This is a genomic window from Motiliproteus sp. SC1-56, from assembly GCF_017309075.1.
Lineage (GTDB): Bacteria > Pseudomonadota > Gammaproteobacteria > Pseudomonadales > Balneatricaceae > Motiliproteus.
The window spans coordinates 109,104-134,801 of record NZ_JAEMGS010000012.1 but is presented as its reverse complement, the minus strand read 5'-3'; the positions used below and the strand labels follow the sequence as shown (position 1 = coordinate 134,801).

The following is a 25,698-nucleotide window of genomic DNA, read 5'->3' as shown; positions in this document are numbered from 1 at the left end:
CGCAAGCAAAATCTAAACCCGACTATGCCAGCATAAGCACCTTCCAACAATCAGGGCCCGACTGTACCCCATGCGGATGGACTCTTTCAGCCTTACCTATTTTCGCCGGCGTCTTGGTCAGGTCGATGCCCTTCCCCAGTGGGTTCTTCTGGGAGTGCTTTCCGGGCTGACCACCGGCCTCGTCGTGCTGGGCTTTCGTTGGGCGATCACTTGGCCGCTGGCCTTTACCCTTCCCGGAGGGCTGCCCGAAAATTTTGAAGCACTTCCGCCCCTGGCACGCCTGCTGTTCCCCGTCGGCGGCGGCCTGCTGCTGGCGATTGTCTGGTCCCGGCTGGCAACGGAAACGCGCAAGGTCGGGATTCCCCACGTGCTCGAGCGCCTCAGTTACCACCAGGGTCATATGCCCTGGACCAACCTCCTGGCGCAGTTTGCCGGAGGCGTCATCAGCCTACTCAGCGGTCACTCCGCCGGTCGTGAGGGACCCGCTGTGCACTTGGGCGCCTCCATTTCAAGCCTTCTCGGGCAGTGGTTCCGGCTGCCCAACAACAGCATTCGCACACTGGTTGGCTGTGGGACCGCCGCCGCCATCGCAGCCTCCTTTAACACCCCCATGGCCGGCGTGATCTTTGCCATGGAGGTAGTGGTCCTTGAGTACAGCGCAGCCGGCCTGATCCCGGTACTGGTGGCCTCGGTCTGCGCGACCCTCCTGACCCAGGTCGCCTACAGCGCGGACGCCGCGTTCAACCTGCCCAGCCTCGAAATCCAGACCCTGACCGAGATTCCCTTTATCGTCCTGCTCGGCGGCGTCATGGGGGCGATGGCGATCGTCTTTCACCGCCTGCTGATCAGCACCGTACAACGCATCAAGCAGGGAATTTTCCTCCGCTTCCTACTGGCTGGCCTGATCACCGGCATTGCCGCCATCTGGGTGCCAGAGATCATGGGCATCGGCTACGATACCGTGAACCTCATCCTGAACGGTGGCCTTTCGCTGGAAATGCTACTGATCCTCGCTGCCGCCAAGCTGCTGGTAACGGCCGTCGCCATTGGGCTGGGCATGCCCATGGGGTTGATTGGACCCGCCCTCTTTATCGGCGCGGCGGCAGGCGCGGCCATGGGACAGCTTGGCGCCATGGCAACCACGCAGGCGGTGTCGGACCCGGGATTTTATGCGCTGCTGGGCATGGCGGCCATGATGGGCGCGGTGTTGCAGGCGCCCCTGGCTGCGTTGCTGGCCCTGCTCGAGCTGACCCTCAATGCCAGCGTAGTGTTTCCCGGCATGGTTGCCGTGCTCACCGCGACCATTTTGCACCGCCACTACTGCCGCGACGGCTCCATCTTTCAGGCCCTGCTGCTGCTGCGTAACCTGGACTGGCGACGCCCGCCCATGGATCAGGCCCTGGACCGGGCCGCCGTGAGCGAAGTGATGCACACCGGCTTTATCCGCCACCCGCGCCTTGTGACCCAGAGCGCCGCTTGGCAACTGCTCAGCCACGGCAGCGACTGGATACTGGTGGAAGACGAGGGCCAGACGGTCGCCGCCATGAGCTCCATGGACCTCCAGGCGTTCCTGCACCAGGAACAGGAGACCCCGGAACTGGACCTGATGGCCATTCCGGCCCAGCGACGGGACCTGGCCCTGCTCAGCCTCCACGCCACCCTGGCCGAAGCGCTGCGCAGCCTCGACGAGGCGAACGTCGACGCCGCCTGGGTGCGCGACCACCGTGGAAAGTCCCAGGGGCTTCTGCTGCGTGAAGACATTGAGCACTTCCTTAGACAGCGGAACTATTCATGAGCCATCCTCTGCGCGGCCTCTACGCCATCACCGACAGTCAGCTGCTACCAGGGGAGCAGCTTTTCAGTGCCGTTGCCGCCGCCCTTCGCGGCGGAGCCCGAGTCATCCAGTACCGGGATAAAAGCGACGACCGGCAGCGCCGCCTAGCGCAGAGCCGAGCCCTGGCCCGGCTCTGCGCAGACTATGGGCGCCCCCTGCTGATCAACGATGACGTAGAGCTCGCCCGGGCCAGCGGCGCACAGGGGGTGCATCTGGGCCAGGGCGATGGCGATCCGGGGGCCGCCCGCCAGACCTTGGGGCTGAGCGCCATCATCGGCGTCACCTGCCACGCTGACCTCAACCTGGCGCTGGCAGCCCAGCGCGCAGGGGCCGATTACGTGGCCTTCGGTGCCTTCTTTCCCTCCGCCACCAAGCCCGGGGCGAGCCCCGCCCCCCTGGAACTGCTCGCCGAGGCGCGCCGCGCCCTGCAGGTCCCCGTGGTAGCCATCGGCGGAATTAGCGTGGATAATGCCACCCAGGTCATCGAACAGGGGGCTTCCATGGTGGCGGCAATTCACAGCCTCTTTGCCAGCGACGACGTGGAGCAAAGGGCCCGGGCGTTCCAGCGCCTGTTTGCCAGCAACCGGCAACCACCCGAACCCGCGCCAACACCGCCCCGCTGATCCCCTGCCCCTGCCGGCCCCCCGGGCCGCCGGGCCTGCGGCCTTAAGCAACCTTACGTTCAGAACAACCAGTATCAGGAAGATCTATGACCCGTTCCGAAACCCTGTTTGAGCAAGCCAAACGTCATATTCCAGGTGGCGTCAACTCGCCCGTACGCGCCTTCAAGGCGGTTGGCGGCACCCCCATCTTCATCGATCGGGCCGAGGGCCCCTATCTCTTCGATGCCGACGGCAAGCGTTACGTTGATTACGTGCTCTCCTGGGGCCCGATGCTGCTCGGCCACAGTCACCCCTCGATCACCGAGGCCGTCAAAGCCAAGCTCGAGCGCGGGCTGAGCTTTGGCGCGCCCACCGAAATCGAGACCGTGCTGGCGGACAAGATCTGCGAACTGCTGCCCCACATGGACATGGTGCGCATGGTCAACTCCGGCACCGAAGCGACCATGAGCGCCATTCGCCTGGCCCGGGGTTTCACCGGACGGGACAAAATCGTCAAATTCGAGGGCTGCTACCACGGTCACTCCGATTCGCTGCTGGTCAAGGCCGGCTCCGGCGCCCTCACCTTCGGCGTACCCAGCTCACCGGGCGTACCCGCCAGCCTGGCCGAACATACCGTGACCCTGACCTATAACGACAGCGAAGGGGTCAGGCAGCGCTTCGCCGAGATCGGCGACGAGGTGGCCTGCGTGATCGTCGAGCCGGTGGCCGGCAACATGAACTGCATTCCGCCGGCGCCGGGCTTTCTCGAAACCCTGCGCGAAGTTTGCGACCAGAGCGGCGCGCTGCTGATCATCGACGAGGTCATGACCGGATTCCGCCTTGGCGTCCAAGGCGCCCAGGGCCACTACGGCGTTCAGGGCGACCTGACCACCCTGGGCAAGGTCATCGGCGGCGGTATGCCGGTGGGCGCCTTCGGTGGCCGCCGCGAGGTGATGGAGCAGATCGCCCCCCTCGGCCCCGTCTACCAGGCCGGCACCCTGTCGGGCAACCCGATCGCCATGGCGGCGGGCCTCGCCCAGCTGGAAGCGATCACCCAGCCCGATTTCTATGCCCCGCTGTTTGCAAAGACCGAACGCCTGGCGCTCGGCCTGCGCGAAATCGCCCGCGAAGCCGGCATTCCCTTCACCACCAACCACGTGGGCACGATGTTCGGCGGATTCTTCACCGATGAACCCACAGTGAGCAATTACCAACAGGTCATGGCCTGCGACAACGAGCGCTTCAACCGCTTCTTCCACGGCATGCTGGAGGCCGGCGTCTACCTGGCCCCCGCAAGCTTCGAGGCGGGTTTTATGTCCGCGGCCCATCGCGACGAGGATATCGACTTCACCCTGGAGGCGGCGAAGGCGGTCTTTGCCACCCTCTGATCCCGCCTCTGAGGCGAAAAAAAACCGCGGTCACAGCCGCGGTTTTTTTTATGCTCTTCAGAAATGCAGCTCAAGGTGAGCTCTGGCGCAAGAGTACCCTGAAGGCTTCGCGCATATTGGGGTCTGCACTCAGCGCCAGCCCCTTGCGGGCGAGCTGCTGGGCCCGGACCCGATCCCCCAGATCCAGCCGCAACCGCGCCAGCTGCAGGTAGACCAGCGGCTCGCGGGGCGCGATCCGCTGCGCCCGCTCCAGCAGCGCCAGGGCCTGCTGGGGTTGCCCCGCCTGGTGGCGCGCCTCGGCCTGCTCCAGCAGCGCCAGCAGGGCACCGCTGGGCTGGGAATCGGACGGCGTGCGCGGCAGCGGCTCCGGCAAGGGTAAGGGCTTGGGCGCCGGCACGGGTGTCACCGGATACCCCGGCGCGGGCGCCATTTCCCCGGCAGGCTCCGGCGGCAACCGGGGCTCATCGGGCACCACCGGTGCCGGCGGCGCCCCCTGGGGCAAGCCCCGCTCTTCCACAGGTACGGTAGGCGGCGAGGTCGTTGCGCAGGCCGCCAGCAGTCCGGCAAGGGTCAGGCATACCAGGGAACGGACCATCCTAGTCTCCAAATATTCGATTAAACCAGTTCAGCGGCTTTCTCAGCTCGGTCAGCCCGCCGCACCCCACGTAAGCTTCAGGCGCCGTCCCCTCAATGAAGGGCATCAGGCGGGCGTTGGGGCAGCGCTCGGCGGTCAGGGCGCCACGGGCCTCATCCACCCAATGGTAGCTGACCCCCTCGGGGATCACCGCGCGGTACGAACGCGGCCCGAGCGAGGCCATCAACTCCGCCCAAACCTTGAGCGCACCGCTGCTACCGGTCAGGGGCGTCGGCCGGTTGTCATCCTCTCCCAGCCAGGCTACCGCCAAGTAGTCGCCGGTAAAGCCGGCGAACCAGCTGTCCCGCTGGTCGTTGGTGGTGCCGGTTTTGCCGGCCATGTTGAGCGAGTCCGGGAAACGGCCATAAAGGGCGCGGGCCGTGCCCTCGCGCACCGTCTCCTGCAAGGCATAATGCAAAAGGTGCATGCTCGCCGGGTCAAACTGCTGCTCTAGTTCAAAGTGATAGCTGGAGAGGAGTTCGCCCTCGGCTGTCAGTACCGAGCGGATGACGCGCAGAGGGGTCTCAAAGCCATTGGCAGCGAGCGTCTGGTAAAGCTGCATCACCTCCATCGGGCTCAGGCTGAGCGCACCCAGCAGAGTGGCGGGATAAGGGGGAATCTCCTTATCGACACCCAGGCGCTGCAACACGTCGATCACTCGATCCATCCCCAGCGTCATACCCAAACGGGCCGTGGCCTGGTTGTACGAGAGCGCCAGGGCCCGGTGCAGGGGCACCGCCCCGTGGCTCTGATGATCAAAGTTCTGCGGCTGCCACAAGCTGCCGTCGGGGTTCGCCACCTCCACGGGATCGTCATCCAGGGGCGTCGCCAGGGTGTAGCGCTTGGGCTGCTCCAGGGCAGCGAGGTAAACCGCGGGCTTGACCAGCGAGCCGATCGGGCGCACCGCGTCCAGGGCACGGTTGAACCCCTTGAAGCGCGGGTCGCGGCCGCCCACCACGGCGACCACCTCACCGCTCTGGCTGTTGCCCACCACCAGGGCTCCCTCCAGCTCCGCCACCGACTTTCCGTGACTTCGTTCCAGGCGCTCAATCACCCCCACCAGGCTCTGCTCAGCCTTGCGCTGCACCACCGGGTCCATGCTGGTGAAGATCTGCAGCCCTTCTGAGGCGAGGTCCTCCTGGCGGTACTCTTCACGCAGCCGCCGCTTGACCAGGTCCAGGTACGCCGGGAAGTTACCCTTGGCCACCCGGGTCTTTTCCACCACGTCCAGGGGGCGCCTGCGGGCCCAGCTGGCGGCGCCCGCATCGACCACCCCCTGCTGCTCGAGCAGGCTGATCACCAGGTTACGCCGCGCCAGCGCCCGTTCTGGATGACGCCGCGGATCAAGGTAGGAGGGCCCCTTGACCAGCCCCGCCAGCAAGCTGAGCTGATCCAGTCGCAGGTCACGCAGGGGCCGGCCGAAATAGTACTGGCTCGCCAGTCCGAAACCGTGAATCGCGCGGGCGCCGGCCTGCCCCAGGTAGACCTCGTTGAGGTAGGCTTCGAGGATTTCGTCCTTGTCGTAGTGCAGCTCCAGCAGCAACGCCATGGGCGCCTCGATCAGCTTGCGTATCAGGCTGCGCTCACTGGTGAGAAAGTAGTTCTTCACCAGCTGCTGGGTCAGGGTGCTACCCCCCTGGACCACCTGGCCGGCGCGCAGATTGCTCCACACCGCGCGGGCGATACCTTTTAAAGAAATGCCGGGGTGACGGTAAAAGTCACGATCCTCCACCGCGATCAGCGCCTGCACCAGCGCGGGAGGCACCTCTTCGAGCTGGACCAGTTCCCGGTCCTCGTTGTCGGCCGGGTAAATTCCCCCGATCACCACCGGCTCCAGGCGCACCAGGGCCAGGGGAGCGCCGGATTCCTCGCGCAGGCTACTGACCGTTGAGCCGGCGAACCTCAGCTCCAAACGGCGGGAAGGCTCCTCCCCGTCCGGAAAGCGAAAACCCCGGGTCTGCAGCACTACCCGGTCGCCGTTGATGGAAGCCTCCCCCGGACGGCGGGGGTAGGAGACGAAGCGATAGCCCAGTTGATCCAGTTCCAGGCGCAGGTCCCGGGCATTGAGGGGGCGATCCTGGTAGATTTCCAAGGGGCGGGCATAGACTTTGGCGGGCAACGCCCAGCGTTTGCCCTCGAACTGGGAGCGAATGGTCGCATCCAGGTATACCAGACCCGCGATCAGGGCCACGGATACCACCAAACCGAGCTTGAGCAGCAGCGGCCACCAACGTAGCGGGCGGCTTGAAGGGGCTTTTTTACGGGGTTTACTGCGGCGGGCCGGCGGACTCTTTTTTGCCATGGCGCGAGTATAATCACATTGACCCGGGATTGGGAGCACCCTATGGCCAGCAGCTTGATCGACGCACTCAGCTCACCCGCCCCCTATCCGCACCCCGTCGACCACGTCAAAATCATCGAAACCCACATCTCCTGGGTGCTGCTGGCCGGCGACTATGCCTACAAGATCCGCAAGCCGGTGAACTTCGGCTTCCTCGATTTCACCAGCCTAGAGAAGCGGCGCTTCGACTGCGAGGAAGAGCTGCGCCTGAACCGACGCCTCTCCCCCGACCTCTACCTGGGGCTGGTCACCCTGAACGGCTGTTTGCAGCAGCCGGTAATCAACGCCGACGGCCCGGTTCTGGAATACGCGGTGCAAATGCGGCGGTTCAGGCAGAAGGATCTGCTTTCCCGGCAGCAGGAACAGGGGCGCCTGAGTCACACCGACATTAAAGACCTCGCCGCCCAGCTGGCCCGTTTTCACCAGCGCGCGCCGGCGGCATCACCGCATAGCGCCTACGGTGGACCCGAGGCTCTGGCGGCGGCTGTCCAAGGCAACTTTGAAACGGCAGACGCCCGGCTACCGGCCAAGGCGGCTCCCCTCCGCCAACAGCTTCAGGAGCTGCGGCAGTGGAGCGAAAAGCAGCTGGCGGATTTCACCCCGCTGATCCTTGAGCGCCGCGTTCAGAGGCGCGTTCGCGAGGGTCACGGCGATTTACACCTGGGCAACATCGCCCGCATAGATGAGCGGCTCTGCCCTTTTGACTGCCTGGAGTTCAACCCCGCCTTGCGCTGGGTCGACTGCCTCAACGACCTGGCTTTCCTGTTGATGGACCTGGAGCACCGGGACGAAGGCGCCCTGGCCCAGCAGCTACTGGATGCATACCTACAGATCACCGGTGACTTCAGCGGCATGCCCCTACTACCACTTTTCAAAGCCTACCGGGCAATGGTGCGCGCCAAGGTTGCGCTGCTTGAAGCCCACGAGCAAGATTCGGCGCGCCTGGAAATCTACCGGCGCTACGCCGCCTTGGCAGCGATGTACGCCGCCCCCCGGCCCCCACGACTGGTGCTGATGCACGGTGTATCCGGCAGCGGCAAAAGCTGGCTTTCCAGCCGCCTGCTGGAGCACAGTCCCCTGGGTTTCGTACGCCTGCGCTCGGATGTGGAACGCAAACGCCTCTGCGGCGACGCACCCGGCGGGCTTTATAGCGCTGACAGCACACGTCGCACCTACACACGCTTACTTGAGCTGGCGCGTATGCTGCTGCAGGCGGGCCGAGCGGTGATTGTCGACGCCACCTTCCTCAAACACGCGCAGCGCCGTCCGTTTTTGCAGCTGGCCGAGGAGCTGGATCTGCCGGCCCAGCTGCTCTGCTGCCGGGCCAGCGAGGCCGTGCTGGACGCCCGCATTCAGGCGCGCCAGCTTCAGAACCGCGACCCTTCAGACGCAACCCCCTCTGTACGACGCATGCAGATGCAGCAGGCCGAGCCCTTGCGCGCAGCGGAACAACACTTGGCATGGGCGGTGAATACGGGGGACGCGGCCCGGGTAGCCTGGGTAGAGCATCGCCTGGGCTCCGCCCAGACGGGCCCTCAAAGCGGCGGCGAGGCTTCCAGCTCGTAAAGCGCGGTCAAGAACTCCAGAGACTCCAGTAACTGCTCGCTGGCATCGAGCACCACCAAGTCAAAGCGCTGCTCTGCGCTTTGCCCCAGCGCGCCGTTGAACCAGGCCCACTCGGTCTCGATCTTCGACAACTGCCGGGCAATCTCAAGATTGTTGAGGGGATGGCCGCCAAGGTAATCCAGAGCACCGGCAAATTCATTGCGGGCCTGCAGTATACGGCTCTGCATACTGGCGCTGTCGATGCCCCAGCTATTCAGCAGGTAATAAAGCGCGAGGCGCTGGGAAAGCATGCGCTGGCGCCCGGCCACGTTGATCAGCTTGGCCGCCGGTTCTGCCGCCCGGTCCTGGAGCAGCAACACCAGTTTATGATTTTCATAAAGCAGGTCATCACCGAGCGAAAGCAGCCCCCTTGCCTGCTCACGGCTGACACCGAGCTGCGCAGCCTCGCTGAAGTCTTCCCAGAGACTCTCGATTCGACGCAGGCGCTCGCTCAATTCGGGGTCCTGGTCAAATTGCTGCAAGCGCTCCAGCTGGGAAGCATAGAGCTCAAGCGCATGGGTCAGCTCGCGCTCCGAGCGATCAGGCTGCAGCCCCAGCCCTAACTGCGTATAGGCCTTGAGTATGCGCTGGGTGAGCATCCGCTGGCGCCCGGCCTCGTTGATCGCTTCGCTAAGCCCGTAGTCAGAATCGGCCGAAACTTCGCCCGTCACCAGACCCAAGAGGAGGCACAAACCCAACAGTTTCTTAATCACCCAATTGCCCTCTGTCACCTTCACCGTTGCCCAATGGCTCTCCTACTGCGCTCATTGTAGTGATATCGCAAGAGAAGAAAACGAGACTAGACTAACTGATAATAACCCCATCTATTTACAGAATATTCGCGAACACACTATAGTGTCCATCGAGGCGACATTTGTCACTTTACAGCCCATCGTCAGTCATCTTTCGCCGCAGGCAGAGACCAGGGTCCGTTCATGAATAGAAGCTCCTCTGCGCTCGTGCTTTTTGTCGGAGTGTTGATTCTTTTTAGCCTCCAGGCCAAGGCCCTGCAGGCGGCGCCTGAAAAGCCGGCAGCCACCAGCCAGGCCCTGCTGCAACAAAAATACGCGCTTTTGCAGCACATGCTCGAGCACTCGGCCAGCACCCAGCGCATCGAGCAAGGCGCCAACGACCTCGCCCGCGAACGCCTCAACCACGCCCGTGACCAGTTGCGGGTCGCCCAGCAGGCGCTGGAGGCCGGCCAGCTGGACGCCGCGCGGGAAAAGATCAACCAGGCGATGCAGTTTTATTCGTCTGCCGCCGGTAACGTAGCCGATCCCACGGACAAGGGCGAAGCCCAGCAGACCCGCTTCAAAGAGTTGTCCGTGAGCATTGAGTCCTTCCGGCTTTACGTCCAGCGGGCCATGGTCAAAAGCGAGGATGACAACCCCCTGGATGGCGAACGCCTCGATAACCTGTTGCAACTGGCCTCCCATCTGGCCGACCACGGCAATTACGGGCAGGCCAATGAGCTGCTCAACGAAGCCTACATGCTGACCATCACCGCGGTTTCGGCGCTCAAGGGCGGCACCACCATCGTATACTCCCAGGACTTCGACACACCGGAGCAGGAGTACCTGTACGAACTTGAGCGCTACAAGGGGTTGCAGAAGCTGTTCAAGTTACTGAGTCCCAGCGGGGAACTACCCGCCAAATACCAGTGGACCCGTCCCTCCCTGGACGAAAGCGCCGCCTATTTCGACCAGGCCCAGACGCTGGCAGGAAGGGCCGACTATCCCCAGGCCCTGGAGCAGCTGAACGAAGCGTCCAAGAAGCTCACCCAGGTCCTGAGACTGCTCGGATTGCCGCTTTCTTGATCCAGGTCGCCGCTCGCGCCTTTGCCCTTTGATATGCTGTTCGGCAATTTCCACCACCGAACCGTACGCTCATGAAAAGCCCTGCCGTTGTCACCCTGACACTCTCCGCCCTGCTTGCCTCCCCTGCCTACAGCGCCTGCGAAGATGCGCCAGGACCGGGGGTGGATTGGTTTGAGTGCGACCTTCGCCAAAAAGACCTTGAGGGCGCCGATCTCTCGGGCGCCAATCTGGCGATGAGCAATTTGAACGGGGCCAACCTTGAGGGTGCGGACTTGAGCGGCAGCAACCTGACCGGCGCCAAGCTTGTCGAAACCAAGCTCAACCGGGCGCGGCTCACCGACGCCGACATGCGCTGGAGCGACCTCACCGGCGCGAGCGTGCGCAACAGCAACTTGAGCCGCGCCAACATGGCCAACGCTCGCCTGGGTCGCAGCTCATTCGCCAACAGCAACCTCCAATCGGCCAACCTCAGCGACGCGGAGTTCACCTACGCCCGGCTTAACGAGGCCAACCTTAAGGCCGTCAACCTCCAGCGGGCAACACTGGGTGACGCCAACCTGAGCGGCGCGCAGCTGGATAGCAGTAACCTGAAGGGGGCCAACCTGCGGGGGGCCAACCTGTTTAAAGCCACCCTCACCGAGGCCAACTTATCTGGTGCCGACTTGAGCTGGAGCAACCTCTCCTCGGTCGATTTGCGACGAGCCGACCTGCGGGGCGCACAACTGCAGCGCACCCAGGTGAAGTGGGCCAACCTGAGCCAGGCCAACCTTTCAGGCGCCAACCTGTCGCAGTCGGTGTTCACCGCCACCAACCTCAGTTTGAGCAGCCTGACCGGAAGCGATCTGCGTGAAACCGTCCTGCGCTGGGTGGACCTGCGCAAGAGCAACCTCAGCGGGGCCAACCTCAGCGGCGCGGACCTGGCCGCCAATCACGTGGTGAAATCGACCCTGCTGAAAGGTGCAGTGCTGATCGACGCGGATTTGTCCGCCGCGGACCTGACCGGTGTGGACCTGCGTGAAGCGCAGCTAAGCAACGCCAAGATGAAAGGCACCGCCCTGGGCGACGCCCAGCTCGAAGGCGCGGTCTGGATCGATGGGACCTCCTGCCAATCCCCCTCTCTCGGGCGCTGCAGCGCCAACGCTCCCCCCGGCGACAAGCCCTTGGCCCTGGGTCACAACGACGCTTAGTTAGCCTAGAGCCCCCAAAGTCTCGGACCCGAGAAGCCTCGCGATTGAGCGAAATCTGCGGTTAAAGGTAACGTCCGCCGGTCGCGATCAACACCACCGCGACACCCAGGGAAGCATTGATACGCACCCAGAAGCGAATGCGCTGCAGGCAGGCGCCGGCTTGCGCCGCTTCGCCCGAAGCGACAGCGGCTTTGAGCCGCTGAAAGGGCGCGAAGAAGACCCAGGAAAAGACCACCATCATGGCGAGCCCCAGCAGCTGCATGATGTGCACGTGCAGCCCTGCCGCCCCCATGCCGCCGAAGACCGCAAACAGCATCCAGTAACCGCTCACCAACTGCACGCCGACGGCCAGCCATACCCAGGGGAAAAACCGCTGCAGGGTCAGGCAGAGGAAGGGGCCGCGCAGGGGCGGCTCCAGCAGCTCGGCGGCAGCCGGGCGAACCACCCACAGCATCATCAGCATCCCGCCAACCCAGATGACGGCCGCCAGGTTATGCAGCGCGATGGCAACGGGCATCAGCATTTAGCTTCACCCACCTGAATCAGGCTTCGGCACGGATCTGTTCGATCAGTGCGCGCATCTTTTTCCAGATAGCCATGTCCACGGGACCGGCATGGCGGTAACGGATGACGCCCTTGGCGTCGATGATGTAGGTCTCGGGCGCGCCGTAGACACCGAGATCCAAACCGAGACGCCCCTCTTTATCGAAAATGTTGAAAACGTAAGGGTTACCCAACTGGCGCAGCCAGATTTCTGCCTGGGCCCGGTCATCCTTGTAGTTGATGCCATAAATAGGAATTCCCTCGCGGCGGGCGATATTCACCAGCTGCGGATGCTCCACCCGGCAGGCGGGACACCAGGTGGCCCAGACATTGACCAGCGCCACTTCCCCGGTGACATCGGCGACGGTGAGGGTCTGCCCCGCATCCGCAAGCGCCGGCAGAGCGAACTCAGGGAAAGGCTTGTCGATCAGCGCCGAGGGCAACTTCTTGGGGTCCAGGTAGAGTCCCTTCCACAGGAAAAAACCCAGCAACAGCGCGATCAGCAGCGGTACAAACAACAACAGACGGCGTTTATTCATCGATCTCTACTCTCCTAGCGAGCCAGCGCCTGGGCGCCCTTGCGCACCCCTTTGCGGTAGCGCTTGTCCATGGCGGCCAGAATTCCCCCGAGGGACATAAAGATGGCCCCCAGCCAGATCCAGCGTACGAACGGTTTAACCTGGACCCGCACAGCCCAGGCCCCGTCACCGAGGGGCTCACCCAGAGCAAGGTAAACATCTCTGAACAGACCGGGGTCAATCGCCGCCTCGGTCATGGTCTGGCGCGAGGCGTTATAGACGCGCTTTTCCGGAGACAAGGTCATGTAAGGGCGGCCATCGCGGGTCACCTCGATACGGCCCATCTCCGAGCGGTAATTCGGTCCCACCACGTCTTCGGTTCCGTGGAAGGTAAACTCGTAGCCGCCCATGGATACGGTGTCCCCCGGTCCCATACGCAGGTCTCGCTCCTCGTTATAGAGCGAGACCATGGTGATACCGACGATGGTGATGCCGACCCCCAGGTGGGCCAGGGTCATGCCATAGTAGCTGCGGGTCAACCCCTTGAGAGCCGCCCACTTGTCCTGCTTGTGGCCCACTTTGTTGTGGATGTCCTTCAGGCAGACCAGGAGCACCCAGGCCATCAGGCTCACACCCAGCACCGACCCCCACTCCAGGCCGTTGCCGTAGAGGAAGGTGACGACCACGCCGGCAACCAGGCTGAGTACTGCAATGGCCACCAGGTTCTTAGCGAGGAAAGCACCGGAGGTATTCTTCCACCGCGCGACCATGCCGATGCCCAAAAAGATGGTCAGCAACGACATCAGCGGCACAAAGAAGGCGTTGAAATAGGGCGGGCCCACCGAGAGCTTGCCGCCCCCCAGGGCATCGATCAGCAGCGGGTAGAGGGTCCCCAGCAGGACCGTCACCGCGACCACCGTGAGGATGATGTTGTTGATCAGCAGGAAGCTCTCCCGGGAAACCAGGGTGAAGCTGGACTCGCTACGCACGCTGGGCGCCTTCAGAGCGTAGAGCAGCAGGGAGCCGCCCACGGTGATCGCCAGCAACATCAGTACAAAGAAGCCCCGCGCCGGGTCGGTGGCAAAGGCATGCACCGAGGTGAGCACCCCGGAGCGCACCAGGAAGGTACCGAGCAGACTCAGGGAAAAAGCGGAGATTGCCAGCAGCAGGGTCCAGCTCTTGAATACGCCGCGCTTCTCGGTCACGGCCAGGGAGTGAACCAGCGCCGTGCCCACCAGCCAGGGCATGAAGGAGGCGTTTTCCACCGGGTCCCAGAACCACCAGCCGCCCCAGCCCAGCTCATAGTAGGCCCACCAGCTGCCCAGCGCGATACCCAGGGTCAGGAAGACCCAGGCCACGTTGGTCCAGGGGCGCGACCAGCGCGCCCAGGCTGCATCAAGGCGACCGCTCAGCAGGGCCGCGATGGCAAAAGCGAAGGCCACGGAGAAGCCCACGTAACCCATGTAGAGCATGGGCGGGTGGATGATCAGCCCCGGGTCCTGCAGCAGCGGGTTCAGGTCGGCCCCTTCAGGCGGAAAGTCAGGCAGGTAGCGCTGGAAGGGGCTGGAGGTCATCAGCACGAACAGCGAGAAGCCCACCAGGACGACACCTAGCACCGCCAGCACCCGCGCCAGTACATCCAGCGGCAGGTTGCGGCTAAGAACGCTCACGGCAAAGGTCCAGGCCCCCAAAATCCAGAGCCACAGCAGCAAGGAACCCTCGTGCCCGCCCCAGACCGCACTGATCTTAAATGCCATGGGCAGGGCCGTATTGGAGTGGTTGGCTACGTACACCACCGAAAAATCGTCGGTGGCAAAGGCGTAAAAGAGGCAGGCAAACGAAAGACTCAGGAATACAAACACCCCGGTCGCCAGGGGCCGGGCGTAGTTCATCAGGGTCACGTTGGCGGTCGAGGCGCCGTAAAGGGGTACCGCCGCCAGGGCGATGGAAATACAAAGCGCCAGGGTCAGCGCCAGGGTACCGAACTCGGGGATCATTGATCAGCCTCCGGACTGGGTTTTGCCGGCGTCGTCAGCGTTCACCACCGTCTTGCCGGCGGCCTCCAGCGCTTCCTGGACTTCAGGCGGCATGTAGTTCTCGTCGTGCTTGGCCAGCACCTCCGAGGCGACGAAAATGCCGCTGTCGTTCATCACCCCCTGGGCGACGATCCCCTGACCTTCACGAAACAGGTCGGGCAGAATTCCGTCGTAGCTCACGGTCACGGTCTCGGCGTAATCGGTCAGCCCGAAGCTGACCTTCAGGCTCTGGGGATCCCGCTGTACGCTGCCGTCGACCACCATACCTCCGGCACGGATACGCTGACCCACCGGGGCCTCGCCGGCGGCGATCTGGGTCGGCGAGAAGAAGAGGTTGATATTCTGGTTTAGGCCATAAAGGGACAAGCCAACTGCCAGGCTTACCCCAACCACGATGGACAGCACGAAGGCCATCCGTTTTTTACGTTTAGGTGTCATAACGCGTCCATTTGCCGAAGCTAAGAATTTGCCCGATGCCTTTTACTGCACCACCTGATCGATCATCACCTTGACCACTTCCTGGCCGCCTTTAACAGGCACCGGTCCCACCATTCCCGACAGATCCCCGGTCTTGGCGCCCGGGGTGCCGGAGCGGCTCACCGTCGCACGGATCTGCACCCGCTCCTGGGAGGAGAGCTTGGCCATGGGGCCCATGGCCATGGAATCGTCCAGGGTCACCAGGGTAGGCAGGTCCTTGACCTGAAGGCGCGCCGCTGCCAGCGGCATGCGGGGCCCCTGCACCGCCTGGGCGAAGACAAATACGGTGGTGTCGGGGGAAACCTGTTCCGCCAGTTTGGCATCCAGCTCCACCAGTACTTTCACCTCCGCCGCGGCCGCCGCAACCGGCTCCTCGACGGTGTATTCGATGCCCTGCTCGGCTAGGCGCGCCCGGGCCTGCTCCACTGCGGACTTGAGCCCCTCGATGTTGGCATTGGGGCGCTGGCCCCTGATCACTCGCTGCCAGTACTCGATGGCCTCTTGGTATTGACCCCGTTCATAGGCGTAAATTCCCAGCAGCCCCAGGGTGGCCGGGTCTTCCGGATCCAGTTCCAGGGCGCGACGGACGATCCCCTCCACCTGGGGGGTAAACTGGCGGTTGTTCAGAAAATAGAGGGCCTGGGCCTGCTGGCTGAGAATTTCTGCCGCTTCGCCCACGATCTCACCCACTTTGCCGAAGGCGTCGTAGGCTTCCTGGTAGCGTTGCAGGGTGAGGTAGGTCCGGCCGAGGGTAAACCAGCCCTGGGAGTTATTGGGGTTCTGCTCGAGCCTGGCCTTGAGGGCGGCGATCTGCTCCTCCATGCCCCCGGCACTGTGCTGGCTGTTCGGGTGCGCCGCCTGCTGCTGGGGCGGCATGGCCAGACGATCGCTGGCCCCCCACTGCAGATAGAGCACCAGCGCCAACGCGGGCACCGCGATACTGAGCACGATGGAGAGGCCGCGGGTGTTGGCCCGGTGCCCCTGGGTCCCCGTCTCTTCGACCTCTTCGAGCAGGTTCTTTTCCAGCTCCGCCTTCAGCTCCTCAAAGTTCTCCTGGCTGAGGTTGCCCTGTTTCAGCTCTTCTTCGAGCTCGCCCACCCGATCCTTGAAGATCTGCACATTGAGCTTATTGCGATCGACATCCTCAATCCGTTCACCCCGGCCGGTCTTGAGAGGCCACCAAAAGAACACCAGAGATAGCGCCAGTATAAGGGCCGCCAGAGACCAGAAGAGAACCATATCCATCCTAATTCAGTGTGAGTCGGCGTTCGAAACGAACGAAGTCCGCCCTTCCGACCGCAGTGGTCAATAAAAGTTTAATTTGACTCGGCATTATACCGGTTAACGAAATCTTCGAAAGCAGGAACGGGCATCGGACGGCTGTAATAGAAGCCCTGCAGGTAGTTGCAACTGAGCTGGCCGAGGAAGGCTTTCTGCTCATCGGTTTCCACCCCTTCGGCCACCACCTCCAGCTCCAGACTGCGGGCCATGGCCACAATCGCCTCCACCAGCGCGGCATCGCCCTTGTCGCCGGGCAGGTCCTGAATAAACGCCCGGTCGATTTTCAGGATATCGATGGGGAAGTGTTTAAGGTAGCTGAGCGACGAGTAGCCGGTGCCAAAATCGTCCATGGAAAGGCGCAGCCCCATCGCCCTCAGCTGGCGCAGGGCCGAGAGGGAGTGATCATCCTCGATCAGCATGGTCTCGGTAATTTCGATCACCAGGCGATCCGTATCCACCCCGGTTTCCTCGATCACCTCGCGGATTCGCTCCACGCCCCCTTCGACAAAGCACTGCTTGGGCGACATATTTACCGCCACCCGCAGCTCCCCGGTTGCCGGGTCCTGCCAGCGGTTGATCTGCTCGCACACTTCCTGCAGCACCCACTGACCGATTTCAATGATCAGCCCGGTCTCTTCGGCCAGGGGGATAAAGCGGCTCGGAGCAATCTCCCCCTGCGTCGGGTGGTGCCAGCGCACCAGGGCTTCGGCGCCGGTGACCCGGCGCTCCTGCAGACTCACCAGCGGCTGGTAGTAAAGCTCCAGCTGCCGGTTTTGCAGCGCCTGCCGCAAATCGATCTCCAGCGCGGCCCGGGCCTGCGCTTCCTCGTTCATTTCATTGGTAAAGAAACGGTAGGTCTGACCACCGGCTTCCTTGGCCCGCCACATGGCGCTATCGGCATGGTGCAGCAGCTCGGCAACCGTTTCTGCATCCAGCGGGTAGAGCGCGATCCCCGTGCTGCCGCTCAGGTAGGCCTTCCCCCGCTGCAGTACGAAGGGCTGCGCAAGGCAGCGGGCGATGGCCATCGCCGCACTTTCAGCATCATGGCTGGAGCGAATTTCGGGCAGGACCACGAGAAATTCGTCGCCGTTGAGGCGAGCCACGGTCGCCGATTCCCCCAGCGCTTCGACCAGACGCCGGGCACTCTCCTTGAGCAGCTCATCGCCGGCATCGTGGCCGTAGGTGTCGTTAACCCACTTGAAGCGGTCCAGGCCCACGTGAAGCACCGCCACCTCCATCCGCAGCCGGTCAGCCCGGCTCAATTCGGCACCGAGCCGGTCGGACGTCAGAAAGCGGTTGGGCAGGCCGGTCAGGTTGTCATAGTTGGCCTGCTGGTAGATCAGCCCTTCCGCCTCCTTGTGCTTGGAGATGTCACTGAAGACGGCCACGTACTGTTCGACATCCCCGACATCATCCAGCACCCGCACAATGGAGAGCCACTGGGGGTAGATTTCGCCGTTCTTGCGGCGGTTCCAGATCTCCCCCTCCCAGGCATTGCAGCGCTCAAGGCGCTCGGCCATGGCGCGATAAAACTCGTCATCGTGATGGCCGGAGCTCAGCAGACCCGGATCCTTCCCCATCACCTCCTCGGCGCTATAGCCCGAGATGCGGGTAAACGCGGGGTTGACCATCTCGATTCGATTGTCCGCGTTGGTGACCACGATCGCCTCATTGGTGACTTCAAACACCTTGGAGGCCACCTTCAACCGCGCATCCTTCGCTTTCTGCTCGGTGATCGCCTCACTGAGCAGCACGAAGTTACTGGGCGTCTCACCTTCGACCACCAGGGGGTAGATCGCCGAGGCCGCCCAGTAAAGCGAGCCATCCTTGTGCCGGTTCTGCAACTCGCCGCGCCAGTTACGCCCGCGGGTGATGGTTGCCCAGAGCTCGGTGTAAAACGCCTCGCTCTGCTTGCCGGATTTCAGCATCCGCGGGTTCTGCCCCAACAGCTCGTCACGCGGGTAGCCGGTCATCTGCACAAAGCTGTCATTCACATACTCGATGACGCCCTCGACATCGGTGATCGCCACCGCGGTCGGGCCCTGCTCCACGGCGCAGGAGAGCTTGCGCAGCCAGGTATCTTTTGCCATGCGCTCCAGCTCGGCGGCGGCCCGCAGGGCAAATATATCCAGCAGCGAGCCGACCAGTCCCGGCTCCTTGACCGGCCCTCGGTCCAGCACGGCGAGCACGCCGACCACCCGGCCCTCGGAGTCCAGCAGGCGCGTGCCCAAGTAGCTGTCGGCCTTGATGGCCCGCGCCAGGGGACAGGCTGTTTGATCCTCGGCCAACCCTTCCAGCACCCTGAACGCCCCTGCCTCCAGCGTCTGCTGACAGGGCGAGCCGGGCACCAGTTCATAGCTTCGCCCCTCTCCCTCCTGGCAGCCCGGCGAGGCCGCCAGCACCTGCAACCTTGAGCCATCCACCTGGGCGACGAAGGCGCAATCAAGCTCCAGGGTATCCGCCAGATCCTCCACCAGGGTGGCGAAAAACTGGGTGCCAAGGGCCCCCGCCACACCCTGGGAGATGCGGCTGAGCGCCCGTTCCGTGCGCCGGCTTTCGGTAATGTCACGGCAGATCCCCTCAACGGCGAGCGGCGCCCCTTGCCCATCACGCACCAGCTTGGCCGATTGCAGCAGCCAGCGCTGCTTACCCTGCCCGTCGACAATGGAGTATTCAAAGGTCAGCGGCATGGTGCCCTGGCACAGGGCCGCCCAGTAGTCGCCAAAGGCAGTCCGGGACTCTGGGTGAATAATGGTATGCACAAACTCCGGTGCGGTGAGGAAACGCTCAGCCGAGTGGCCGAACACCCGTTCCGCCGAACGGCTGATAAAGTCATAGCTGTAGTTGTTGAGATCAACCCGGTAAAGCACCTCGTCAAGGCCGTCGATCAGCTCCCGGTACTTCTTTTCGCTTTTCTCCAGCGCCTGCTCGATCCACTTGCGCTCGGTACTGTCCCGGCTGATGCCGATAATGCCGCGGGCATGGCCTTCCGCGTCATAAAAGGGCACTTTAAGGGTATCGAGCAGCGCGGTGCGCCCATCGGAGAAGGTGACCCACTCCTCGGCACGGCGCCCCTCGGCAGGCAGCGTTTCAAGGGCTTCGGGCTCGTGGAAGTGAGCGGGCATGTCGTGGAGAAAGAACTTCTCGTCCCGCTCACCGCGGATCTGCTCCCGGGGCAACCCGATATAACGCTCGAAGGCGGCGTTACAGCTCAGGTAACGCCCCTCGAGGTCCTTGCAGAAGATCAGGTCCGGGACACTGTCGAGCAAGGCATTGACCAAAGCTTTTTCCTGGCTCAGATCGCTGACGATCTCTTCATATTCCCGAGTACGCGCCACCACGTTGTGCTTGAGCCGCGCGGGTGAACGGAGCAGACCCCACACCAGGGCGCTACAGAGCAGGGCAAAGAAAACCCCCATGGCGCGCTCCCACCAGCGCTGGGCGCTGAGGCCGCCCGCATCATCCGCCCAGGTGGCGGCCATTTGCCAACTGCCGCTGGGCAAACTCACCGTCGTGGTGACCGCATCCGCTTCGAACAGAGAGGGCGGACCGTAAAAGACCTCCCCCGCGGCCCCGGTGCCATCCCCCCCCCGCAGGGCGTAGATGACTTGGTCCCGTTGCCGGTCGAACAGTCCGGCCTGCCGGTAAAGCGGGTCCACGTCGAGCAGGATGGCGGCAAAGCCCCAGAATTTCTCCTGCCCCGCTTCCAGGTGGTAGATGGGCAGGCGCCCGATCAGGGCGGTGCCGCCCTGAATCAACGAGACGGGTCCCGCCAGGACGTAACGGCGCTCGCGAATCGCCCGGGCAACCGCGTCGCGGCGTGCAGGGTCGGCCAGCAGATCATGGCCGACAATCGCCTCGTTGCCCTTGAGCGGGTAGACGTACTCCACCACGGCGCCCGGTTGCAGTTGCAGGCTGCGGATCCCGCTGATCTGCCCTTCCAGCGCCCGGGCGTAATTTTGAAACTCCTCCTGGCTGAACGGCCTGTTCGCCTGGATGAAGGTCTGTGCGAAAGCGGCCAGTCCCTGTACCAGGGTGAGCCGCCGGTAGAGTCCCGCCTCCAACTGCGAGCGAACCGTGCTCAACTCCCGCACCAGTTCATGGCGGCGGCGCTCCTCTAACTGCTCAACCTCGACCCGGTCCAACCACCAGACCGCAGCTCCCACCAGCAGAGCAGTAAGCGCGGCGCAGATGAAAGGCAGCAGGCGATATCGCATAGAGGCAGGGGCACCCTGAAGGAAAAGCGGACTGATGCGCGCAAAAAACGCGCCAGCAACGCGAAAAAGCCATTCTATTCAATATAACGGCTAAAAAAAACGCCTTGTCCTGATTCTTGACGTCAGCGCATGACCAAGACCGAACGGCCTCGACGGAAAAGCAAGCAATCGGGAGGTAAGAGAGAGGTAGATGCAGCGGGAAAAGAGCGGGGGAGAGAGCCACGCCGGAGCCGGCGTGGCCCTATGACCTTACTTGGTCATGTACTCGATGGCGGCCTTCAGGTCGTCGGCAGAGCAGTCGGCACACAGACCCTTGGGCGGCATAGCGCCTTTGCCGTTGATGGCGCTCTGTACCATCGCGTCGATACCCTGCGCCAGGCGAGGTGCCCAGGCGTCGGCGTCGCCAGTCTTGGGAGCGCCGGCTACGCCAGCAGCGTGGCAGTTGACGCAGGCCTTGTTGTAGACAGCTTCGCCGTCAGCAGCGAAGACACCAGAGCTCAGCAGAGCAGCGGCAGCAAAAGCGATTACTTTTTTCATAGTTCCAACCTATTACCGATTTCAAAATATGCTCAAATTGAGCAGCGAGTGAATATACCAGAACGTCTGCTGGATGAATAACTATGCCTTAGTCACATTCAGCGGCCGGTCTATTCGAACCTTTTCTCCCCTGAGATCAACCGGGTACGTAGATACCTCCGGTGCGCAGGGCCCGTACAATATACTTTCGCGCGTCCTCGAGGTACTTAATGCCTGCCTCGTGATCTCCCCCCGCCGCGGCTCTCTCGGCCTGCTCACGCCCCTCTTCGGCCAGAGCGATGTACTTATCCACCTGCTGGGCCACGTAGGGCGAGGATTTGCGCTTCTCCTTGAGCAGCACGTCTACCAGCAAGCGCTGCGACTTATACCGCTCCAACTCGTAGTTGTACTCATCCGCCTTGGTGGCGAAATTGAGCGTACGGACCAGCGTATCGCCGCCGCGCATGCCCTCGATGGAGTTGCGCAGCATCTCGAAACTCTCACGAAGCAGCTGCTGCGCCTCGTCATACTGCCCTTTCTCGTACTTGGCATCGGCCTCGGCCACCAGCAGGTTCACCTGCCCGCGCAGCGCCTCGCCCTCAGCCCCGGCCTGCTTCTCATCGCTGATCCGCTGGTGCTGCTCGAGAAAGGTGTTTACCGAACGGTGAAGCTTCTGGTAATCGCGCTTTTTCTTCTCGGCCAGCACCGAGGCCGGAGAAGCTGCGCGGATTGCGCTGTACATCGCCTTGACCGCTTCGTTGAGCAGCCGCGAGGCTTCACTCTTATCCGTGGCGTTCAGCGCTTCATTATAGAGCGCTTTGGCCCGCGCATGATGCTGATGCGCCTCGGGATTATCGCTCGCCATCACCTGACGCGCCCCCGACGAGCTGTTGATCAGCTTGACCACCTTATCCATCCGCGAGTCCATGCCCATCGCCCGCTGGCTGACCGGAGCCGTGGCAGAGGCTGCGGCGGGTTTGGGCGCAGGCGCCGCCACCGGCGCTTCGACCTGGGCGACCGCCTGAGTGGTCTGCTGCACAGGCTCCGCGGGCTCGGCCGGCGTTTGCTCAGGTGCCGGCGCAGCCGGAGCCTCTGCCACCGGGGCCTCTTGGGCGGCGGCCTGGATCTCCTGCGCCGATGTGAGGCTCGCCGTGGCCGGTGCCGGCTGGGCCGCTGGCGCATCCGTCGCCTGACGCTCCGGCGTCGCTTGGCAGCCTGCCAGCACGCCCCCCAAAACTAGGACAATCACCTTTTTCATAACGCTATTCTCGCTTAGAAAAACTGAATGCCCGCTGAATGGCGGGCACTGGCTGAAAGACGCTGTTCGGCGGATGGCAAAAAGCCGGTGAACAGGGCCCACCGGCTTTCAGTTTCCGACCTTACTCCTTGAAAGCCGTCGCCTTTTTCTTCTTGGAGTGACAGCGCTTACACTCTGTCACCGGGAAGGCGACCTTGCCGTGGCAAACACCGCACTTCTGTCCGAGCAGAATGGCGGCCATGCTGATCTGGTTGGCCCCCTTCTTCGGAATGAAGATATCGGGGTGACAGTTGGAGCAGTCCAACCATTCCGTGTGCTGCTTGTGAGGATAGACCACGTCGGGCATGGACCCCTTCACTTCGCGCACGATGTTCAAATCCATCACGAACGGCTTCTTGTTGGGATCGGTACGATCGTAACGGGGCGCGATGGCGCCGCTGTCAAGGGTCTGTACCCAATCAACCCGGTTGCCGGAGATGCCGGAGGCAAAGCCCGCCATTCCTTCGCGCGGGGGCTGCAGCATGTACGTGCCTTCGTTGTCCGGGTCATGAATGCCGTCTTCGGCCGGCGGCGGATTCCACTCGTCACGCCCCTTCATCAGCCGGTTGAACTGAATTTTTGGCTTCTGCGCCGGTGCCTTGGCAACGGGAGCCGGGGCCGGCGCGGGAGCGGCGGCGGGCTTCGGTGCCTCAGCCTTTGTTTCCGCCGGCTTGGCTGCTTTGCCGCCGGCAGCCGGGAGTTCAAGCCCGGCGCTGTCCAGCATGTAAGCCACGGCATTGGTGATGTCGTCGTCACTCAGGGACGGATTACCCCCCCGGGCGGGCATGCTGTTCAGGCCGTTGAGGGCGTGATCGAGCAGAGTCTCGCGCCCCTGCGCCGCGCGCGGCGACCAGTCGTCCTTGCTGCCCACTTTAGGCGCGCCCATGACGCCGGACTTGTGGCAGGCAAAGCAGGCCTTGTCGTAGACAGCCTTGCCGGCCTTGATGTCGGCGGCCAGCGCCGAACTGGCAACGACCCCGGAGAGGAGTACGGATGCGACCAGAGCCGATCGCTTGATAAGATGCTTACTCACTGCCCTGCCTCCTTGTTCGTCTCGGTCACCAGTTTCTGAACAGTGCTGTGATGCACCTGTGTCGGGGTGCCCGGCTTGCCCGAGTGGCAGAGGTTGCAGTTCTCCGGCGACCAGGCGATTTCGCCGTTATGGCAGGCGCCGCAGAACTCGCCGTCGATGATTTTCAGCATGTTGATCTTGTTGCCCCCGGCCTCGAACTTAAAGCCCAGGTCGGCGTGACAGACCTTGCAGCGAAAGCGGATCCGGTGGAACCAGTGTGGAAAGATGGCCGGGCGCATGCCCGCCTCGTCGGAATAGTTGTTAATGACGATGTCTCCATACTCCGCCTGAGCAGCCGTGCTTCCCAGCATGCCGCCGAAGGCGATCAGCAGGGCAAGCACCAGCCTGCGCAAACCGATCAACCTGTTCGCTGTTTCTATCATGCGATTACTCTCACCATTAAGGTTTAATGATCAGGCGCTGTACGCCCACCTTGAGCCGATAAGGCCGAAAATTATACGCGCCGGAGCTAAAACCGATATTATCCGTACGGTCATTCCCGCGTTTTTTATGATCCAGGTCATACTAACAAAGATTTCGCTGCGAATTGATGATCAGAGGGAGTCCCAGCGGCGGGTGACGGTAAGGGATACGCCGTATTGATCCCTGCCCTCCTCTCCTGGCTCACCTTCCATTCGGTAGAACATCTCCCCTTCCACCGAAAGACGGCCAAAGAGCCAGAAAACCCCCTGGTCAATCCGGTAAGAGTTACGCTCGCTGCTCCGAGCATCCCCTCCTGAAAATTGCCTGGTAAGATTCATGGTCAACGAAGCCGTATAGCGCAGCCGCGGCACATAGAACAGATTCAGTCGGGTGAAGCGCAAAACCCCTGCCGCACCACCGCTTACGTCGTCTTCGTTGTCTCCCTGTCCTGAAGACCGCACCACGAAAGCCGTCCAGCCGCCTGAAAGCGAGTCTCGCCCCCCCTCCAAAAAATCGCGGTCAAACACCACCTGCAGCCGCTGCCGCTCGCGCCCCGCCCCGTTAAACGCTCGACTGTCAGAGACCTGCCCCACCAGGCGCCCGCCGGCCGCATCGGTGCGAGAGTAGGTAAAAGACTGGGTCAGAAAAACACGTCCATCAGTCGCCGCCCCCTCAACCGATTTGAAACGTGAGCTAACATCCTGATCGAATGACAGAGTGACACTGGCACCGCTGCCAGCCCAATCCCCGAGCTCCCGGTTCCACCCATGCCCCAACGAGACACCGTAGCCGACCCCAGAAACATCTTTTTGATCCTGTGCCTGAAGATCAACATCCCCTTGAAGCACACCATCCCAGCCCCGCCAGCTGAGAATCGGCGAGGTGTAACGCCCCAACAGGCCCAGATCGTAAGTTTCCTTCCGCCCGCTACCTTGTTCAATACTGTCATAATTGGTCGACGCTGCTCCATACCAATAGGGCGAAAAACGTTTGGAAACAGAGGCATTAATGGCGAGCGTCGAAGACTCCTCACTCTCCCCTCGGTATTGCTGATCAGTGTCCGAGATTCGACCGGAAAGAGTCAACGCCACATCGCCCGGCAGCCAAAAACTATAGTTGTTGGAGTACTGGCGGATATTGGTGTCTCCGAGGGTATTCTCCAACCTGACATAACTGACAAAATCCGAATAGGAGGCCCTATGGGAGGAGGCGTAGTCATGATCTCCCGTCAGGACATAACTGGTATCCTCCTCCAGCTGACCACCCTCCGTATTGTTCCAGGTAAACTGGCCTTCTAGACGATGCCCGGCCACCTCTTTATCTGCAATCAGCGTGAATAGCTGCGAGCGCTCCTCCGCGCCGTCAGTTTCCGAAGTGACAAAATTATAGGAGGCGTACAGATCGGGAAGCAGGCCACGGCGGCTGTTGTAGGTCTGCGTGATAAGCAGCGCCGTATCCGTAGTACGCCCTCTTCCCCGCCCCCCGCTATCAACAAAGGAGCGCCCGTGATTCAGGCTGAGGGTCGTGGGGAACCAACTGGTTGGAAAGAGCGCAAGAGTCCCGCCCGCTCCAAAACTCAGACTGGCGGCCTCACTACCGCCGCCCCCTGAAGACGAACTGGAAGACTGCGCCACCGTGGCGTCGCCATTAAGATCCAGACGGGAAAACCAGGGCTTCCAGAGATAACCCCTGGTGCGGGCCAACGTCTCGAGCTCGTTAGTCAGTCGCGTGGACGTCTGCTCATCACCGTCCGAACCGGCAGTTTCAATGGTGAATTCGGTCTCGCCAGTCAAACGGTAGTTAAAAGGCGCCAGACGCACGAGCCCCTGCGCCCAGACCATTTCCGAGGGCATACCCATCCCCGCCGCCAGCAACAGGGCAAGTGTTGGTTTAAGCCACTTTTCTGCCAT

The 25,698-nt window shown here is 62.7% G+C and carries 20 protein-coding genes; 6 read left to right on the top strand and 14 right to left on the bottom strand.

Going from position 1 to position 25,698, the window contains the following annotated elements:
- Positions 1-70 precede the first annotated feature (70 nt).
- The 3 genes from JGZ97_RS14090 to hemL all read left to right on the top strand — a co-directional run bounded on the left by JGZ97_RS14090 (position 71) and on the right by hemL (position 3,824).
- Positions 71-1,795, top strand: a complete 1,725-nt coding sequence (locus tag JGZ97_RS14090) for a chloride channel protein (protein ID WP_207063286.1) — start codon at positions 71-73, stop codon at positions 1,793-1,795.
- Positions 1,792-2,457, top strand: a complete 666-nt coding sequence (thiE, locus tag JGZ97_RS14085; RefSeq protein ID WP_207063285.1) for a thiamine phosphate synthase — start codon at positions 1,792-1,794, stop codon at positions 2,455-2,457. Before JGZ97_RS14090 ends, thiE begins: the two co-directional genes overlap by 4 nt.
- A gap of 86 nt (positions 2,458-2,543) precedes the next feature.
- On the top strand, positions 2,544-3,824 hold the full coding sequence (gene hemL, locus JGZ97_RS14080; RefSeq protein WP_207063284.1) for a glutamate-1-semialdehyde 2,1-aminomutase: 1,281 nt from the start codon (positions 2,544-2,546) through the stop codon (positions 3,822-3,824).
- A gap of 70 nt (positions 3,825-3,894) precedes the next feature.
- Here the strand turns inward: hemL and JGZ97_RS14075 are convergent, their stop codons facing one another.
- Together JGZ97_RS14075 and mrcB are read right to left on the bottom strand one after the other, a co-directional pair.
- Positions 3,895-4,419: a tetratricopeptide repeat protein gene (locus tag JGZ97_RS14075; RefSeq protein WP_207063283.1), complete on the bottom strand. Its 525-nt coding sequence runs from the start codon at positions 4,417-4,419 to the stop codon at positions 3,895-3,897.
- A gap of 1 nt (position 4,420) precedes the next feature.
- Positions 4,421-6,760 carry a penicillin-binding protein 1B gene (gene mrcB, locus JGZ97_RS14070; protein WP_207063282.1) on the bottom strand — a complete coding sequence of 780 codons (2,340 nt, stop codon included), beginning with the start codon at positions 6,758-6,760 and terminating at the stop codon, positions 4,421-4,423.
- Between the two features lie 42 nt (positions 6,761-6,802).
- Between mrcB and JGZ97_RS14065 the strand changes: the two genes are divergently transcribed.
- Positions 6,803-8,365 (top strand): bifunctional aminoglycoside phosphotransferase/ATP-binding protein, encoded by a 1,563-nt coding sequence (locus tag JGZ97_RS14065; protein ID WP_207063281.1) that lies wholly within the window; start codon positions 6,803-6,805, stop codon positions 8,363-8,365.
- Here the strand turns inward: JGZ97_RS14065 and JGZ97_RS14060 are convergent.
- Positions 8,335-9,117, bottom strand: coding sequence for a type IV pili methyl-accepting chemotaxis transducer N-terminal domain-containing protein (locus JGZ97_RS14060; RefSeq protein ID WP_207063280.1), 783 nt, complete (start codon positions 9,115-9,117; stop codon positions 8,335-8,337). The genes JGZ97_RS14065 and JGZ97_RS14060 overlap by 31 nt on opposite strands.
- 222 nt (positions 9,118-9,339) lie before the next feature.
- On the opposite strand from JGZ97_RS14060, the gene JGZ97_RS14055 reads away from it, so the two are divergent.
- Both JGZ97_RS14055 and JGZ97_RS14050 read left to right on the top strand, forming a co-directional pair.
- Positions 9,340-10,221, top strand: a complete 882-nt coding sequence (locus JGZ97_RS14055; protein WP_207063279.1) for a hypothetical protein — start codon at positions 9,340-9,342, stop codon at positions 10,219-10,221.
- 71 nt (positions 10,222-10,292) lie between these two features.
- Positions 10,293-11,408, top strand: coding sequence for a pentapeptide repeat-containing protein (locus tag JGZ97_RS14050; protein ID WP_207063278.1), 1,116 nt, complete (start codon positions 10,293-10,295; stop codon positions 11,406-11,408).
- A gap of 61 nt (positions 11,409-11,469) precedes the next feature.
- Here JGZ97_RS14050 and JGZ97_RS14045 read toward each other — a convergent pair whose 3' ends face one another.
- The 11 genes from JGZ97_RS14045 to JGZ97_RS13995 all read right to left on the bottom strand — a co-directional run bounded on the left by JGZ97_RS14045 (position 11,470) and on the right by JGZ97_RS13995 (position 25,698).
- Positions 11,470-11,931 carry a CopD family protein gene (locus tag JGZ97_RS14045; RefSeq protein WP_242521781.1) on the bottom strand — a complete coding sequence of 154 codons (462 nt, stop codon included), beginning with the start codon at positions 11,929-11,931 and terminating at the stop codon, positions 11,470-11,472.
- Between the two features lie 19 nt (positions 11,932-11,950).
- Positions 11,951-12,490: a DsbE family thiol:disulfide interchange protein gene (locus JGZ97_RS14040; protein WP_207063277.1), complete on the bottom strand. Its 540-nt coding sequence runs from the start codon at positions 12,488-12,490 to the stop codon at positions 11,951-11,953.
- Between the two features lie 14 nt (positions 12,491-12,504).
- On the bottom strand, positions 12,505-14,466 hold the full coding sequence (locus tag JGZ97_RS14035; RefSeq protein ID WP_207063276.1) for a heme lyase CcmF/NrfE family subunit: 1,962 nt from the start codon (positions 14,464-14,466) through the stop codon (positions 12,505-12,507).
- Between the two features lie 3 nt (positions 14,467-14,469).
- Positions 14,470-14,943 (bottom strand): cytochrome c maturation protein CcmE, encoded by a 474-nt coding sequence (ccmE, locus tag JGZ97_RS14030; RefSeq protein ID WP_207063275.1) that lies wholly within the window; start codon positions 14,941-14,943, stop codon positions 14,470-14,472.
- A gap of 42 nt (positions 14,944-14,985) precedes the next feature.
- A complete protein-coding gene (gene ccmI, locus JGZ97_RS14025) occupies positions 14,986-16,227 on the bottom strand; it encodes a c-type cytochrome biogenesis protein CcmI (RefSeq protein ID WP_207063274.1) in 1,242 nt (413 codons plus the stop codon).
- Between the two features lie 71 nt (positions 16,228-16,298).
- Positions 16,299-20,480, bottom strand: coding sequence for an EAL domain-containing protein (locus tag JGZ97_RS14020; protein WP_207063273.1), 4,182 nt, complete (start codon positions 20,478-20,480; stop codon positions 16,299-16,301).
- A gap of 249 nt (positions 20,481-20,729) precedes the next feature.
- A complete protein-coding gene (locus JGZ97_RS14015; RefSeq protein WP_207063272.1) occupies positions 20,730-21,017 on the bottom strand; it encodes a cytochrome c5 family protein in 288 nt (95 codons plus the stop codon).
- Between the two features lie 136 nt (positions 21,018-21,153).
- Entirely contained in the window at positions 21,154-22,254 is a 1,101-nt protein-coding gene (locus tag JGZ97_RS14010; RefSeq protein WP_207063271.1) for a hypothetical protein, read from the bottom strand.
- Between the two features lie 121 nt (positions 22,255-22,375).
- On the bottom strand, positions 22,376-23,326 hold the full coding sequence (locus JGZ97_RS14005) for a c(7)-type cytochrome triheme domain-containing protein (RefSeq protein ID WP_207063270.1): 951 nt from the start codon (positions 23,324-23,326) through the stop codon (positions 22,376-22,378).
- A complete protein-coding gene (locus JGZ97_RS14000) occupies positions 23,323-23,748 on the bottom strand; it encodes a c(7)-type cytochrome triheme domain-containing protein (RefSeq protein WP_207063269.1) in 426 nt (141 codons plus the stop codon). Before JGZ97_RS14000 ends, JGZ97_RS14005 begins: the two co-directional genes overlap by 4 nt.
- 171 nt (positions 23,749-23,919) lie before the next feature.
- On the bottom strand, positions 23,920-25,698 hold the full coding sequence (locus tag JGZ97_RS13995) for a hypothetical protein (RefSeq protein ID WP_207063268.1): 1,779 nt from the start codon (positions 25,696-25,698) through the stop codon (positions 23,920-23,922).